Source organism: Amycolatopsis sp. GM8 (assembly GCF_021653975.1).
Taxonomy (GTDB): domain Bacteria; phylum Actinomycetota; class Actinomycetes; order Mycobacteriales; family Pseudonocardiaceae; genus Amycolatopsis_E.
In genome coordinates this window covers 635,538-650,827 of sequence record NZ_JAJKFK010000001.1, presented here as the reverse complement: position 1 = coordinate 650,827, position 15,290 = coordinate 635,538, and the positions used below count along the sequence as shown (strand labels likewise).

16 protein-coding genes are annotated in these 15,290 nt (G+C 70.0%); 14 read left to right on the top strand and 2 right to left on the bottom strand.

Going from position 1 to position 15,290, the window contains the following annotated elements; all coding sequences use genetic code 11:
- Both LOZ83_RS03150 and LOZ83_RS03145 read left to right on the top strand, forming a co-directional pair.
- Window positions 1-936, top strand: a complete 936-nt coding sequence (locus LOZ83_RS03150) for an ROK family protein (RefSeq protein WP_236789418.1) — start codon at window positions 1-3, stop codon at window positions 934-936.
- 11 nt (window positions 937-947) lie between these two features.
- A complete protein-coding gene (locus LOZ83_RS03145; protein ID WP_236788586.1) occupies window positions 948-1,829 on the top strand; it encodes an NYN domain-containing protein in 882 nt (293 codons plus the stop codon).
- Window positions 1,830-2,306: 477 nt separating this feature from the next.
- Here the strand turns inward: LOZ83_RS03145 and LOZ83_RS03140 are convergent, their stop codons facing one another.
- Window positions 2,307-3,119, bottom strand: coding sequence for a class I SAM-dependent methyltransferase (locus LOZ83_RS03140; RefSeq protein WP_236788585.1), 813 nt, complete (start codon window positions 3,117-3,119; stop codon window positions 2,307-2,309).
- 31 nt (window positions 3,120-3,150) lie between these two features.
- Entirely contained in the window at window positions 3,151-3,741 is a 591-nt protein-coding gene (mftR, locus tag LOZ83_RS03135) for a mycofactocin system transcriptional regulator (RefSeq protein WP_236788584.1), read from the bottom strand.
- A gap of 82 nt (window positions 3,742-3,823) precedes the next feature.
- On the opposite strand from mftR, the gene mftA reads away from it, so the two are divergent.
- The 12 genes from mftA to mftE are packed head-to-tail and all read left to right on the top strand — an operon-like array spanning window position 3,824 to window position 15,277.
- Window positions 3,824-3,922, top strand: coding sequence for a mycofactocin precursor MftA (mftA, locus tag LOZ83_RS03130; protein ID WP_236788578.1), 99 nt, complete (start codon window positions 3,824-3,826; stop codon window positions 3,920-3,922).
- A 5-nt stretch (window positions 3,923-3,927) separates the two neighbouring features.
- Entirely contained in the window at window positions 3,928-4,194 is a 267-nt protein-coding gene (gene mftB, locus LOZ83_RS03125; RefSeq protein WP_236788574.1) for a mycofactocin biosynthesis chaperone MftB, read from the top strand.
- Between the two features lie 18 nt (window positions 4,195-4,212).
- Window positions 4,213-5,385, top strand: coding sequence for a mycofactocin radical SAM maturase (mftC, locus tag LOZ83_RS03120; RefSeq protein WP_236788572.1), 1,173 nt, complete (start codon window positions 4,213-4,215; stop codon window positions 5,383-5,385).
- Window positions 5,382-7,256: a mycofactocin system FadH/OYE family oxidoreductase 1 gene (locus LOZ83_RS03115; RefSeq protein ID WP_236788571.1), complete on the top strand. Its 1,875-nt coding sequence runs from the start codon at window positions 5,382-5,384 to the stop codon at window positions 7,254-7,256. Before mftC ends, LOZ83_RS03115 begins: the two co-directional genes overlap by 4 nt.
- Window positions 7,253-9,211 (top strand): mycofactocin system FadH/OYE family oxidoreductase 2, encoded by a 1,959-nt coding sequence (locus tag LOZ83_RS03110; RefSeq protein ID WP_236788570.1) that lies wholly within the window; start codon window positions 7,253-7,255, stop codon window positions 9,209-9,211. The genes LOZ83_RS03115 and LOZ83_RS03110 overlap by 4 nt, the downstream gene beginning before the upstream one ends.
- Entirely contained in the window at window positions 9,208-10,098 is an 891-nt protein-coding gene (locus LOZ83_RS03105; protein ID WP_236788569.1) for a mycofactocin-associated electron transfer flavoprotein alpha subunit, read from the top strand. Before LOZ83_RS03110 ends, LOZ83_RS03105 begins: the two co-directional genes overlap by 4 nt.
- The gene (locus LOZ83_RS03100; protein ID WP_236788568.1) at window positions 10,095-11,447 is read left to right on the top strand and encodes an FAD-dependent oxidoreductase; all 1,353 of its coding nucleotides are present in this window, start codon (window positions 10,095-10,097) and stop codon (window positions 11,445-11,447) included. The genes LOZ83_RS03105 and LOZ83_RS03100 overlap by 4 nt, the downstream gene beginning before the upstream one ends.
- Window positions 11,444-11,743 (top strand): ferredoxin family protein, encoded by a 300-nt coding sequence (locus LOZ83_RS03095; protein WP_236788567.1) that lies wholly within the window; start codon window positions 11,444-11,446, stop codon window positions 11,741-11,743. The genes LOZ83_RS03100 and LOZ83_RS03095 overlap by 4 nt, the downstream gene beginning before the upstream one ends.
- A 3-nt stretch (window positions 11,744-11,746) precedes the next feature.
- Complete coding sequence (locus LOZ83_RS03090; RefSeq protein ID WP_236788566.1) at window positions 11,747-12,574, top strand: mycofactocin-associated electron transfer flavoprotein beta subunit; 828 nt, start codon at window positions 11,747-11,749, stop codon at window positions 12,572-12,574.
- Window positions 12,571-13,353 carry a mycofactocin-coupled SDR family oxidoreductase gene (locus tag LOZ83_RS03085; protein ID WP_236788565.1) on the top strand — a complete coding sequence of 261 codons (783 nt, stop codon included), beginning with the start codon at window positions 12,571-12,573 and terminating at the stop codon, window positions 13,351-13,353. The genes LOZ83_RS03090 and LOZ83_RS03085 overlap by 4 nt, the downstream gene beginning before the upstream one ends.
- On the top strand, window positions 13,350-14,612 hold the full coding sequence (mftF, locus tag LOZ83_RS03080; RefSeq protein WP_236788562.1) for a mycofactocin biosynthesis glycosyltransferase MftF: 1,263 nt from the start codon (window positions 13,350-13,352) through the stop codon (window positions 14,610-14,612). Before LOZ83_RS03085 ends, mftF begins: the two co-directional genes overlap by 4 nt.
- The gene (gene mftE / locus LOZ83_RS03075; RefSeq protein ID WP_236788560.1) at window positions 14,609-15,277 is read left to right on the top strand and encodes a mycofactocin biosynthesis peptidyl-dipeptidase MftE; all 669 of its coding nucleotides are present in this window, start codon (window positions 14,609-14,611) and stop codon (window positions 15,275-15,277) included. Before mftF ends, mftE begins: the two co-directional genes overlap by 4 nt.
- Window positions 15,278-15,290 lie beyond the last annotated feature (13 nt).

Sequence of the window (15,290 nt, the reverse complement as noted above, 5' to 3'; positions counted from 1 at the left end):
CTGGACGTCGGGGGCACGAGCGTCCGCGCGGCGGTGATCGACACGCGGGGGTCCATTTTGGACACCGCGAGGGTCGGTACCCCGAGTGACGAGGGCGCGCTCGAGGACGCCATTTCCGGTGTGATCGACGAGTTGCACAACCGGCATGACGACGTGATGGCGGTGGGCCTGTCGGTCGCGGGTTTCGTCGCGAACGACCGGCGCACGGTGATGTTCGCGCCGCATCTGGCGTGGCGGGCCGCGCCGGTCGCGGACCGGATCGCGAAGCGGGTCGACCTGCCGGTGACCCTGGAGCACGATGCGAACGCCGCCGCGCTCGGCGAGCACCGCTTCGGTGCGGCGCGTGGTGCGCGGGTCGCCGCGCTGGTCGCGATCGGCACCGGGATCGGCGCGGGCTTGTTGCTGGACGGCGAGATCTACCGTGGCGCGTACGGGGTGGCGCCGGAGCTGGGGCATTTGACGGTCGTGCCGGGCGGGCGGGCCTGCCCGTGCGGGAAGTACGGGTGCTGGGAGCGGTACTGCAGTGGCACCGCGCTCGCGGCGACGGCCATCGAACTGCTCGCGCGGTATCCCGGGCAGTCGACCGTGCTGGCGGGCCAGATGTCGGCGGATCCCGGTTCGATCACCGGCCGCCGGGTCGCCGGTGCGGCGCGCGATGGTGATCCGATCGCCCAGCGTGCGGTCGCCGAGCTGGCGAAATGGCTCGGGGAGGGGCTCGCGCTGGTCGCGGACGTGTTCGATCCGGAGATCGTGGTGATCGCCGGCGGCGTGTCCGGTTCGGCGACTTTGTTCCTGGACGAGGCCCGTGAGCACTACACGGCCGCCATCACCGGTGCCCGGCACCGGCCGCTCGCCCGGATCCGGACCGCGCATCTCGGCGACGATGCGGCCGTGGTCGGGGCTGCGGCACTCGCTCTCGAAGCCACTTCTGTGTGAAGCTGGGCCTCATGCTGAGGCCGGACGGGGATGGGTTCGTCGAATGCCTGGACGGGCATCGGCACTGGGGACGGTTCGGGGCGGCAGGTTTGCTGCTGTCCGACCCGGAGCGGGGCGTGTTGCTGCAGCACCGGGCCTGGTGGACGCACCACGGTGGTACGTGGGCATTGCCGGGTGGTGCCGTGAACAGCGACGAGACCGCTTGGGCCGCCGCGACCCGCGAAGCCGATGAGGAAGCGGACATCCCCGGCGACGCGGTGCGACCCTTGTCTTCGTGGACCGTTGACCATGGTGGCTGGACGTACACGACGCTGCTCGCCCAAACCGTGCGGCCGGTGGAAGCAACCGTGATGAACGCCGAAAGCGACGAGCTACGGTGGGTGCCGGTCGATGAGGTCGCGGACTACAAACTGCATCAGGATTTCGCCTTGGCGTGGCCTGAACTGCTGCCAGAATTGGGCCGCGAGCTGATCCTGGTCGTCGACGGCGCGAACGTCGTCGGCTCGCGCCCGGACGGCTGGTGGCGTGACCGTCCCGGTGCGGCACGGCGCTTACGGGACCAGCTGGCCGGTTTGCCACGGCAAGGTCTTGCGCTGACCGGAGAATGGTCGTGGTGGCCCCGGGTAGTTCTGGTTGTTGAAGGCCAGGCACGGGAAACCGAACCGGTCGCGGATGTCGAAGTGATATCAGCGACCCGAGACGGCGATTCGACCATTGTGGACACCGTCCGGAGCCTGCGGACAAAACGCCCACAAGACCGGATAACCGTGGTAACCGCAGACAGGGAACTACGAGAACGAGTGACAGCCGAAGGCGCGACACATCTAGGCCCAAACACACTGCTGGGCGCACTGGAACAGCACCAAGGCGGCAGCAGCAACAACAACGGCTGAGTTGGGTGGTCATCCCGTCGCCTGACACAGGAACGATCACTTTTCGTCAGGGCCGCAACCTGCGTGCCCGGCGCGCGGCCGAGAACACAAAGCTTGCGGCGCTGAGGAAAAGTGATATTCGCAAACCGCAGGCGACGGGATGACCACCCAACTCAACCACCCACTCAAGGTGAGATCCCTTTGGGCCCGGCCATCCTGGAGCCTGCCCGCCGGCGAGGCATTCTTTTGATCTTTTGTCTTTGGTCCTTTGATCTTTCGGCTCACCACCACGGGAACCGGGCGCAAGGCGCCCTCGGCCCAGCGCGGGCCCTCCCCCGCCCCGATTTTTGAGTGTTCGCGGATGGGGGAGTTCGTCAAGGCGGGAAAGAGTACCTTGACGAACTCCCCCATCCGCAAGGGCGGCTTGGGATCGGGGTGGGGGAGGGGGTGGGCGGTGTTGGGGGTTCGGTTTTGTTGCTGGGTGCCGGTTTCTGGGTTTTATGTCCAGGCGTCGATGATTCGTATGAGTCTTGCGCTGGGGTCGGTTGTTTCTGGTGGTATTAGGTCTGCTGCTGGGAATCCCGCTTTTCTCAGGGTTTCCGCGGCGTCTGCTGGGGCGTCGAAATGTACGTGGACCCGGCTGCGGACGGTGGCTGCCAGTAGGCCGGCGCCTAGGCGCTGGGGCAGCGAATCACTGTGGGTGCGTAGGACGACGTCCGCGAAATAGGCGCCGGTGGGGAAGCGCCGCAGGACAGCCGCGAAACGCTGCCACATGCCGGTCACCGTGTCCAGGTCGAAGTAGTTCAGCAACCCTTCCGTGACGATCGCGGTGCCGACGTCGGGGTCCAGCGTGTCCGCGAGGGCGGCGACGCTGGACGGCCCGTCGATGGCCAGGGCGTCCACTGTGGTGACCCGGGGTGCCGGTCCGGTCAACCGGTCCAGCAGGCGCTCTTTACGCTCGGCCATCCGCGGCAGGTCTGCTTCGACGTAGGTCAGGCCGTCGTACCGCCTCGTGAAACGCCAGCCTCGGGCTGACAAACCGGCCGCGATCTCGATGACCTGGCCGACCTCGCCCCGTTCGATCGCGCCGCTGAGCAGCTGGTCCAGCATCCGGTGCCGGGCGACGAGCAGGCCCTCGAACGTGGGCCGGCCCAGCAGACGGCTGACGCGCATCGCCGGTTCCAGGGCATGGAACAGCACCCGCCCCTCCGGCGTCGCCAGCTCCTGCGGTGCGAGCCCGTTCCGGACCCAGACGTACCCGGTGTAGTGGCCCGTCGGGCTGATGGCCTCGGAACCGCGCGGGAGCAACACACCGGGATCGTACGCAGGAGCGCAACCGCCCTCAGCCGACCGCGGCGCTCAACTCCCGGACACCCGCGCTCAGCAACTCCCGCAGTTCGGTGCCCGGGCTGCGCAGCCACTGCTCGTAGGCGGCCAGTGCGACACCGAGCGTCGCATACGCAATCGCTTGCGGAGCAAGGGAATCCGCGGACACCCCGAGTCGCGTCGCGACGAACTCCGCCAAGACCTGGCGCCAGGCGGTGTAGCGCAACGTCGAGTGTGCCTGCAGCGCCGGGGTGGTCAGGATCAGCTCCATCCGCCGACGGTGCCACGGCGCCTCATCCGGGTCGATCCGGTTGAAGTCGACCAGCGCCTCGCGGATCGCATCGATCAAGGGCACGTCCGCCGGGTACTCGGCCAGCTGCTTACGCATCCGCCGCAGTTCGGCATCGAAATCGCCCCACGCGACGTCGTTCTTCGACGGGAAGTACCGGAAGAACGTCCGGCGCCCGATCCCGGCCGCGGCCGCGATGTCGTCGACCGTGGTGCGCTCGAAACCCTGGCGCGCGAACAGTTCGAACGCGGCGTGTTCCACCTCCGAACGCGAGGTGATCGGCTTGCGCCCGGCGCGCGGACTGCCCTGATCGGTCATCGGCTCTTCCATTCGGCACTCGGTGCCATTATTGTCCCTGGAGTGGGTCGCAGTGGGGCGGCCACGACGAAGGGAGCATCCCATGTCCGAGACTCAGCAGGTCGCGCAGGACGAGGCTTTGGTGGAAGAAGAGCTGCTCGTCGAAGAGGTCTCCATCGACGGTATGTGCGGCGTCTACTGACCGTCATGTTCGAGCCCGACCAGCCGTACCGGTGCTCGCCACGGGTCTCGCTCCGGCCGGAACCCTTCGGCGCGCTGGCCTACGACTTCAGCACCCGCCGGCTGTCGTTCCTCAAGACGAAGCTGCTGGTCGAGGTGGTGCGCGCGCTCGAGGCACAGCCCGACGTGCACACCACCCTCGACGCCGCCGGGGTGCCGGACGGAGAGCGGCCCTCGTACCTCAAGGCCCTCGAAGGGCTGGCGAACACCGGAACCATCGAGCGACGCGACTGAGACACTGAAAGGCGTGCGATGAAGCTCGTCGAGCATTTCAAGGAAGGGCTCAACTCGCCCATCTGCCTGACCTGGGAACTGACCTATGCCTGCAACCTTTCGTGCGTGCACTGCCTTTCCTCGTCGGGGCGGCGTGACCCGCGCGAGCTGAGCACCGCCGAATGCAAGGCGGTCATCGACGAACTGCAGCGCATGCAGGTGTTCTACGTGAACATCGGCGGCGGCGAGCCGACCGTCCGGTCCGACTTCTGGGAACTGGTCGAGTACGCGGTCGCGCACCAGGTGGGGGTCAAGTTCTCCACGAACGGCGTGAAGCTGACGCCTGAGCGTGCGCGGTGGCTCGCCGCGACCGACTACGTGGACGTGCAGATTTCCCTCGACGGAGCGACCGCCGAGGTCAACGACGTGGTCCGCGGACCGGGTTCGTACGACACGGCGATCCGCGCCATGACCAACCTGCGCGACGCCGGGTTCCGCGACTTCAAACTCAGCGTCGTGATGACCCGGCAGAACGTCGGGCAGCTCGACGACTTCGCGCGCATCGCCGACGAGTACGGCGCCCAGCTGCGGATCACCCGGCTGCGCCCGTCCGGCCGCGGCGCCGACGTGTGGGACGAGCTGCACCCCACCGCGGAGCAGCAGCTGGAGCTGTACGACTGGCTCGTCGCGCGTGGCGAGAAGGTGCTGACCGGAGACTCGTTCTTCCACCTCAACGCGCTCGGCTCGGATCCCTTGCCGGGCTTGAACCTGTGCGGCGCCGGGCGGGTCGTGTGCCTGATCGATCCGGTGGGCGACGTCTACGCCTGCCCGTTCGCGATCCACCAGGAGTTCCTCGCCGGCAACGTCCGTGACGAGGGCGGGTTCGCCACCGTGTGGACGGACTCCGAACTGTTCACCCGGCTGCGCGGCCCGCAGACCGGCGGCACGTGCACGTCGTGCTCCGCGTACGACGCGTGCCAGGGCGGGTGCATGGCGGCGAAGTTCTTCACCGGGCTACCGCTCGACGGGCCGGACCCGGAGTGCGTCAAGGGCAATGGCGAACGCGCCCTGGCGACCGTCGGCGCGGCACCACGGTCCGATGTGGACCATTCGCATCGCAAGAGCCGCAAGGTTCCGGTGAGCATCGGCTTCGGCCCGCCCAGTCGTCCCGACCGCGCCTGCGACACGAGTCCACTCGCCGGGCTGCGATGAGCCCGATCACCGACCCGATCGAGATCGCGGGCCGGACCGCGCCGAGCCGCGTGCTCTTCGGACCGCACGAGACGAACCTCGCCCGCGGGCGCGTGTTGTCCGACCGGCACGTCGCGTACTACGCCGCGCGGGCCGCGGGTGGGGCGGGCGTCATAGTGACGGAGACCGCGAGCGTGCACGACTCCGACTGGCCGTACGAGCGCGCACCGTTGGCCGCGCTGTGCGGACCCGGCTGGTCGTCCACAGTGGACGCCTGCCGGCCGCACGGCACGCTGGTCCTGGCCGGGCTCGGGCACACCGGTTCGCAGGGATCGTCGGCCTTCGGGCAGTCCGCGCTGTGGGCGCCCTCGCGGGTACCGGACGTGGCGAGCCGCGAACTGCCGATGGAGATGGAAGACGACGAGATCAACGCGCTTGTCGCCGGTTTCCGTGATTCCGCGGCGCTGGCGGCGGAGTCCGGAATGGACGGTGTCGAGATCGACGCCGGTCAGTATTCGTTGCTGCGCCAGTTCTCCTCCGGGCTGACCAACCAGCGGGGCGACGAGTACGGCACCGACAAGTCACGGCTGCTCCGCGAGGTGCTGGGCGCGGTCCGGGAGTCCGGCGGGATTGTCGGCCTGCGGCTGTCCTGCGACGAGCTGGCGCCGTGGGCCGGGCTGACCCCGGAACAGGCCGCGGTCCTCGCCCGCGATCTGGCCGAGCTGGTGGACTACCTCGTGCCGGTGCGTGGCTCGGCGATGAGCGCGTCGGCGACCCGGCCGGACCTGCACACCGAGCCCGGCTTCAACCTCGACCTGTGCCGCCGCATCACCGAAGCCGTCGAGGGGCGCACGCTGACCGCGTTGCAGGGCAGCGTCGTCGACCCCGCGCAGGCGCGGCAGGCGTTGGACGACGGCGTCGCGAACCTGGTCGAGATGACCCGCGCGCAGATCGCCGAACCCGAACTGGTGGCCAAGGTGCGGGCGGGCGCGCAACCGCGTCCTTGTGTGCTGTCCAACCAGAAGTGCCGCGTGCGTGACAACCGCAACCCGATCGTCAGCTGTATCGGCGAACCGCACAGTGGCCACGAAACCGAGGACGTGGCGGACGGCCACGACGCCCCGCGCGACGTGCTGGTGATCGGCGGCGGTCCGGCCGGGCTGGAGGCCGCGCGCGTGCTCGCGCTGCGCGGGCACCGGGTCGAGTTGCGCGAGCGCACCGACCGGCTCGGCGGCATGCTGCGGCTCGCGGCGAACGTCGGCGGCCGCGCGCGGCTCGGGAAGCTCGCCGATTGGCTGGAGAGCGAGGTCCACCGCCTGGGTGTGACCGTGCGGACCGGCGTCGAGGTGACCGACGTGCCGCACGACGCCATCGTCGCGACCGGATCCGTTGCGGGGCCTCGCAACTACGCCGTGCACGGCGGAACCGTCGTCGACGTCGTCGACCTGCTGGCCGGGGCGCAGCTGCCGGACGGACCGATCGTGGTAGCCGACCCGGTCGGTGACTTCGTCGGCGTCGGGATCGCGGAACTCCTGGCCTCGCAAGGGAAAGCGACCACGATCGTCAGCCAGGACCAGGTGGTCGGCACCCAGCTCGCGCTGACCGGTGACCTTGCCGACGCGAACACCCGGCTGCAGCAGGCGGGCGTCACGCTCGCCAAACGGTCACTGCTCCGGGAAGTCTATGCCGGGCACGTGGTCCTGGAAGACGTCTTCACCGCCGAGCGCCGCGAGCTGGAGTGTGCGGCTGTCGTCCACTGTGGACATCGACTGCCCGACACCCTGCCTGGCCCGCACCGGGCCGGTGACTGCGTCGCCCCGCGAACGGTGCACGAGGCGATTCTCGAAGGCCGTCGCGCGGCGATGGCCATCTCGGCAGGAGCGCTGGTATGAGCGGCGGACGTTACCGGTACCTGTTCTCGCCCCTGCGGGTCGGGCCGTTGGTGGTGCGCAACAGGATCGTGTTCTCCGCGCACCTGACGAACTACGCGCAGGACGGGCTGCCCAGCGAGCAGCACGCCGAGTACTACGCGGCGCGCGCGGCCGGCGGCGCGGGCCTGATCATCACCGAGGAACACTCGACGCACGTCACGGACTGGCCGTACGAGAAGCTCATCCACGGCTTCCACCGCGAGGTGATCCCCGGCTACCGGCGCATCACCGAGGCGGTGCACGCCCACGGCACCCCGATTCTGGCGCAGCTCAACCACAACGGCGGCCAAGCGTCCTCAATGTACTCACGGCTGCCGGTGTGGGCGCCCTCTCCGGTGCCCGACCCGATGTTCCGCGAAGTCCCGAAGGCGATCGACGCACGCGAGATCGCGGAAGTGGTCGCGGGCTACGGAACGGTCGCCGGGCACTGCGCCGAAGGCGGGTTCGACGGTGTCGAACTGCAGTGCTCGCACTCGTCGATCGTGCGCGGGTTCCTTTCCCCCGCAACGAACAAACGCACCGACGCGTACGGCGGCTCGCTGCATAACCGGGCCCGGATCCTGCTGGAGATCATCGACGCCGTCCGCGAGGCCATCGGCCCGGAGCGCGCCCTCGGCGTGCGGTTGTGCGGCGACGAACTGATCGAGGGCGGAACCACGATCGACGAAGCGGTCGAGGTCGCGAAGCTGGTCGAAGCGACCGGCAAGGTCGACTACATCAACACCTCGATCGGCGTGGCCACTTCGACGCTGTTCATGATCGAGGCGTCGATGGCGATCCCGCCGGGTTACGCGCTCTTCATCGCGAACGCGATCCGTGACGCGGTGCGGCTGCCGGTGATCGGCGTAGGCCGGATCAAGGACCCGGTGCAGGCCGAACGCGCCCTCGCCGAAGGGCACTGTGATCTCGTCGGCGTGGTGCGCGGCCAGATCGCGGACGCCGATTTCGTCGCGAAGGCCCGCGCCGGGCACGCGACGGAGATCCGGACCTGCCTGTCGTGCAACCAGGAATGCGTCGGCCGGATGGGCCTCAACCGCTGGCTGGGCTGCATCGAAAACCCGCGCACCGGCAAGGAAAGCGTGCCGTTGCCGATGCCGGGACCCAGACCGCAGCGAGTGCTCGTGGTCGGCGGCGGACCCGCCGGCCTGCAGGCGGCGTCCACGGCGGCACAGCGCGGGCATCACGTGACCTTGTTCGAGCGCAACGAAACCACCGGCGGTCAGGTCACGCTCGCCGCGAGCGTGCCGAGCCGGGCCGAGTTCCTCGACGTGGTACGGAATCTGCTCGCCGAATGCCAGCGCTACGGCGTCGACATCAAGACCGGCGCCGAGGCGTCGGCCGAGCTGCTGCGGTCCGAGTCGCCGGACGCCGTCGTGCTCGCGACCGGCGCGAAGCCGAAGAAACCTTACTGGGCGGGCGATCTGGAGCGTGTCGTGGACGTGCGGGACGTGCTGGAGGGCCGCGCGACCCCGGACGGCGAGGTCGTCGTGCTCGACGATCTCGGGTTCCACCAGGCGACTTCGGTCGCCGAGCTGCTCGCCGACCGCGGCTGCTCGGTCCGCATCACCACCTCGGGCATGGTCGTCGGCCAGGACCTCGGTGTGACGCTGGACATGGAGACCTTCAATGTCCGGGCGCACGCCAAGGGAATCCGCCAGCACACGGACGAAGTCATCCTCGGCGCGTCCGAAGTGGATGGTCGTATCGTGTTGCAGGTGCTGACCCACACGACCGGCGTGACCACCGAGCGAACCTGCGACTGGGTGGTGTGCGCGACCCATCAGGCGCCCGAGGACGAGCTGTGGCAGGAGCTGAAAGGCGCGCCGTTCCCGGTGTACCGCGCCGGCGACTGCGTCACACCGCGCCGCGCGCACGCCGCGGTCATCGAGGGCCACCGGGTGGGGGTGGCCCTATGACGCTCGCGGTGATCGTCGTCCGCGACGGGGTACTGCCGCTCGGCGCGGACGAGACCGTCGCCGAAGCCGGCGGTGCGGCGGTGCTCGTCGGCACCGGTGTCAAGGAGGCGGCCGGCGAGCTGCCCTCCTTGAGCGCCGGCTCTCTTGCCGAGAACGGCACGTTCGCGCCCGGGCGCTGGGCCCGCCAGCTGGCAAGAGTCCTTGACGCGGCTCGGATTCTGTTGCCCGCCTCGCCGGATGGCCGCGATCTCGCGCCGCGCCTGGCCGCCGAACTCGGCAGGCCACTGCTGGCGGGCGCGATCCGGGTGACCGAACAGGGTGCGGAAGTCGCGCGCTGGGGCGGCCGGGTGTGCGTCGACCTCATCGCCGATGGGCCGTTCGTCGCGACCCTGCAGCCCGGGGTGCGCGGCAGCGCTCCCGCCCAGGAGACCATCCTGCAGGAGATCGAGCTGCCCGAGGTCGAAGCACCGGACGTGACCGTGGTCGAGGTGCTCGACCCGGAGGCCGGCACGGTGGATCTGGCAGAAGCGCCCAGGATCTTCGGCGCCGGCGCCGGGCTCGGTGACGCGGCAGCCGTGGAACTGCTCGGCAAGGTCGCGAACGCGATGGGTGCCTCCCTCGGCGCGACCCGCGTGGTGACCGACGCGGGCTGGACCGGCTACCAGCGCCAGATCGGCACCACCGGGGTCGTCGTGCATCCCGAACTGTATGTCGCGTTCGGTATTTCCGGTGCCGCGCAACACCTCGGCGGGCTCGGCGACCCGGCGCACATCGTCAGCGTCAACACCGACCCGTCCTGCCCGATGACCGCGATGGCCGATCTCGGCATCGTCGCCGACGCGCCCGCCGTACTCGCCGAGCTGGCCCGGATCCTGGAGGTGCGATGACCTACGCGGGACCCGGATCACTGTCCACTGTGGTCGATGAGACGACGAAGACCTTCGACGTCATCGTGGTGGGCGCCGGCCCGGCCGGGTCGGCGGCCGCGCTGGAAGTCGCGCGGGCCGGGCATTCGGTCGCGCTGGTCGAGCGAGGTCCTTTCCCCGGTGCGAAGAACGTCTACGGCGGTGTGGTCTACGGCCGCATCCTCGACGAGCTGGTGCCGCGCTGGTGGGAGCACATGCCGGTGCAGCGCTGGGTCACCCGCCGCTCCACCATGGTCATGACGCCGACGCAGGCGCTCACCGTCGACTTCCGCACCCAGGACTGGGGGAAGCCGCCGTACAACGGGGCCACCGCACACCGGGCGGACCTGGACTCGTGGCTTGCCGAGCAGGCCGTCGAAGCGGGCGCGGTGCTCGTACCGTCCACTGTGGTCACCAGCCTGCTGCGCGACCGGACCGGCGCGGTCGTCGGCGTGCGTACCGACCGCCCCGACGGCGACCTCACCGCAGGCGTGGTGATCGCCTGTGACGGCGTGAACTCGTTCCTGGCCAAGGAAGCCGGGATGTACAAGACCGGCCACGAAGCGGAACACCTGACGCTCGGCGTGAAGCAGACCCTCGCCCTGCCGCGCCAGACCATCGAAGACCGGTTCGCCATCAGCGGCCGCGACGGCGTGGACATCGAGATGCTGGGCTGCACAGGCGGTATCCCCGGCGGCGGTTTCCTGTACACCAACCTGGATTCGGTCAGCATCGGCGTCGTGCTCGCGCTCACCGGGGTCAGCAAGGCGAAAACCCGGCCCGAGGACCTGATCGCGGAGCTCAAGCGGCATCCCGCGATCGCGCCGCTGATCAAGGGCGGCGAGCAGATCGAGTACTCCGCGCACCTGATTCCCGAGGGCGGCTACCACGCGATGCCCGAGCTGATCGGCGACGGGATGCTGGTCGCGGGCGACGCGGCGGCGATGTGCCTCGCGGCCGGAATCTGGCTGGAGGGCGTGAACTTCGCGATCGGCGCGGGCATGTACGCCGGCCGCGCGGCGGCCGCGGCGGTGAAGTCCGGCGACGTGAGCAAGACCGGCCTCGCCGGGTACCGCACGATGCTGGAACGGTCGTTCGTGCTCACCGACCACCGGAAACTGCGCGATTTCCCGGGCCTGGTGCTCTCGGACCGGATGCAGCAGCGGTATCCGGGGCTGGTGTGCGATCTGGTGCAGGGAATGTTCCAAGTGGACAATCCGCTGCCGAAACCTGGCCTGCGCAAGCTGTTGCGCCGCGCCACGAGGGACAACGGGGTACGCCTGCGCGATCTGCTACGCGACGGCTGGACCGGGATGCGAGGATTGCGATGACCGATCGGCGGTATGCCGAAGCCGCCTTCGAGGACGTCATGTCCACAGTGGAGTTCCGGGTGGCGGAACGCCCGCACATCACCGTGGATACCGATGTTTGCCGCTCGTGCACGACCAAGGCGTGCGTGCACGCCTGCCCCGCGGATCTCTTCGTTCCGACGAGCGAAGGCGGTATTCTCTTCAACTACGAGCAGTGCTTCGAATGCGGTACCTGTTACCAGGTCTGCGACGGCGAGGGCGCGATCAGCTGGAGCTATCCCGACGGAGGCTACGGTGTCGTCTTCAAGAGGGGATAGCCGATGTTGATCGTGGCCGCCCTGCGCTGGAGCGATCAGCGCGCCGCCGTCGACCCGCTCACCGGAGAGGTCCGGACCGACGCACGGACCAGCGGGGCGAGCGCCGCCGACCGTGCCGCGCTCGAACACGCGTTGCGCATCGCCGAAGCTTTCGACGGCCGCTGCCTGGCCATGACCGTCGGCCCGGTCGAAGCCGAGGAGATGCTCCGGGAAGCGCTTTCCGTCGGCGCGCACGAGGTGGTCCGCGTCGAAGGCCCGGCCGCCACGGTCACCGAGGACGGCAGCGAAACCGCGCGGCTGCTGCTGGACGGCCTGCCCGACCGGCCCGACGTCATCGTCTGCGGCGACCATTCGGCCGACCGCGGAACCGGTGCCACCCCGGCATTCCTGGCCCAGCGGCTCGGCGCCTGCCAGGCGCTCGGCCTCATCGAACTCGAAGCGGTCGACGGCGGGCTGCGGGCGGTCCGACGGCTCGACGGCGGCCGCCGGGAACGGCTGGTCTTCGGCGCGCCCGCGGTGTGCTCGGTCGAACCGGCCGGCACCACGCTGCGCCGCGCGCCGCTGCCGGCGACGATCGCCGCCCGCACGGCACGGATCCCGGTCGCGCACGCGGGATCGCTCCGCTACCTGCGTGCGGGCACCGCGAAGGCGTTCCGGCCACGGCCGCGCGCGCTGCCCGCGCCGGTGGGATCCGAGCCGCACCAGCGAATGCTCGCGCTCACCGGCGCGCTCATCGAACGCACCCCGCCGGCGCTCCTACGGCCCGCGACCGTGGAAGAGGCCGCCCGCGAGCTGCTCGACTACCTACGCCGGCACGGATACACGCCATGACTCGCGTCGCGCTCGTGACCGGGGCCGCGCGCGGGATCGGCGCGGCGGTGGTCGACCGGCTCGCCGCCGATGGCTGGCAGGTCGTCGCCGCGGACCTCGCCGCGGATCTCCCGGGTGTGCCGTATTCCTTGGGGCGCAAGGAAGATCTCGAAGCGCTCGCGAAGCGGTGGCCGGGCCAGGTGCTCGACGTCGTCGCCGATGCCCGGGAGCAGGACCAGCTGACCGAAGCCGTGGCGCTCGCGGAACGGGAATTCGGCGGCCTGGACGCGGCGGTCGGCGCGGCCGCGCTCATGGCGGGCGGGAAACCGTTGTGGGAGACCACGGACACCGAGTGGGACACGTTGTTCGACACCGGTGTCCGCGGGGTCTTCAACCTCGCCAGGGCAGCCGTGCCCGCGTTGCTGAGGCGGCCAGAACCGCGGTCGGGCCGGTTCGTCGCGCTCGCCTCCGCGGCCGCGCACAAGGGGCTCTGGCACCTGGCGGGCTACAACGCGGCGAAACACGCGGTCGTGGGCCTGATCAAGGGCCTGGCCACGGACCTGCGCGGCACGGGGGTCACCGCGACGGCCGTGTCCCCGGGTTCGACGCGCACGGCGATGCTCGACGCCAGCGCCGCGCTCTACGACCTCGCCGACGTCGAGGAGTTTTCGCAGCACCAGCTCGTCGAACGGTTGCTGGAACCCGAGGAGGTCGCGGCCGCGGTGTGCTGGCTGTGCGGCGAGCAGTCCTCGGCGATCACCGGCACGGTGGTGCACGCCGACGGGGGGTTCACGGCGTGAAGCTCCGCATCGATCCGGGCACCCGGATCCTCGGCCAGACGCTGATCGGCGGCGCACCACTGCGAGTCCTGCGACTGTCGAAGACCGGCGCCCGGCTGGTCGAGGACTGGCGCCACGGCGCCGAAGTCGCCGACACGCCACAACAGCGCAAGCTCGCGGACCGGCTCGTCGACGCGGGCATCGCGAACCCGTGGTACCCCAAGGCACGCCTGACGTCCGCGGACGTGACCGTCGTCGTCCCCGCCCGGGACCCCGAATCGCTGCCGCCGGCCGACGTGGTGATCGACGACGGGTCCCGGACGCCGATCCCCGGCGCCGCCGTGCGACATCCGGTCGCCCGCGGCCCGGCCGCCGCGCGCAACACCGGGCTGGCGCAGGTCAGCACTGAGCTGACCGCGTTCCTCGACGCCGACACCGAGCCCCAGCCGGGCTGGCTCACCGCCGTGCTGCCGCATTTCGAGGACCCGTCGGTGGTCGCGGTCGCCCCGCGAATCCGCAGCACACCGGGAAAATCCGCGCTCGACCGGTACGAGCGGACCCGGTCCGCGCTCGATCTCGGCGACGCAGCTGCGGTGGTCGGGCCTGGGCGGCGAGTGACGTACGTGCCCACCGCCGCGCTCGTCGTGCGCACCTCGGCGGCGAAGGAAGCGGGTTTCGACGAGGGGCTGCGCTTCGGTGAGGACGTCGACTTCGTCTGGCGGTTGCCCGGCCGCGTCCGGTACGAACCGGAGTCCGAGGTGTGGCACGCGCCCCGGAAGACGTGGCGTGCCTGGGCGAAACAGCGTTTCGACTACGGCACGTCGGCCGCACCGCTCGCGAAGCGGCACGGCCACCAGGCGATGGCGCCCCTGCGGGTTTCCGGCTGGACGGCCCTGGCCTGGGGATTGGTGGCGGCTCGCCGGCCTGGCCTCGGCGTGGCCGTCGCGCTCGGCACAGCCGCACTGCTGCCCCGCAAGCTCGAACCACTCGGCGTGCCCACGCGGGAAGCGCTGGCCATCGCCCTGCGCGGGCATGTCGGTGCGGGCCGCTACTTCGCCGACGCGCTCACCCGCACCTGGGGTCCGGTCGCGATACCGCTGCTGGCGACCACGAGGCGTGGCCGCCTGATCCTCGCACTCGCGCTTTCGCGTCACCTCAGGGATCCGCGCCGAATCGCCGACGATCTCAGCTACGGCGCCGGAGTCTGGTACGGCTGCTGGAAGGAACGCACGGTCATACCGCTGCTGCCGGACTTTTCCAACTGGCCCCGCAAGAAGTGAAGGACCACACCTGGACCGAGTTGACGCCGCGCCTGCTCGCGGTGCCACTCGGCGCCACCGAACAGCACGGCCCGCACCTTCCGTTCACTGTGGACACCGAGATCGCGGTCGAACTGTGTGAAAGCCTTGCGCGGCAACGGGAAGACGTCACGGTCGCGCCGCCGCTGCCGTATGGGTCGAGCGGTGAGCACGCGGGTTTCCCCGGCACGCTGTCGATCGGGCAGGAGGCGACCGAGACCGTCCTGGTGGAACTGGTCCGTTCGGCGGACGTGTTCGCCGGGGTGATCCTCGTCTGCGCGCACGGCGGAAACGGCGAGCCGTTGTACCGCGCCGTTGCCAAACTTCGTTACGAGGGAAGGAAAGTACGGGCCTGGATGCCGAGTGGGCCGAGCGACGACAGCCACGCCGGCCGCACCGAGACGTCGGTGATGCTCGCGCTGCGCCCGGAATCCGTGCGGCTCGACCGGCTCGAAGCCGGCAACACCAGGCCACTGCCGGAGTTGATCAATCCCTTGCGAGACGGCGGAGTCCGGGCGGTGAGCGGCAACGGTGTGCTCGGCGATCCCCGCGGCGCGACCGCGGACGAGGGGCGGGAGATCCTCCACGGGTGGGGCAAAAGTCTACTTAACGCTGTCGCTGCGCTTGCTACGGATGTCATGCTGTAACGGTCCAACCTGC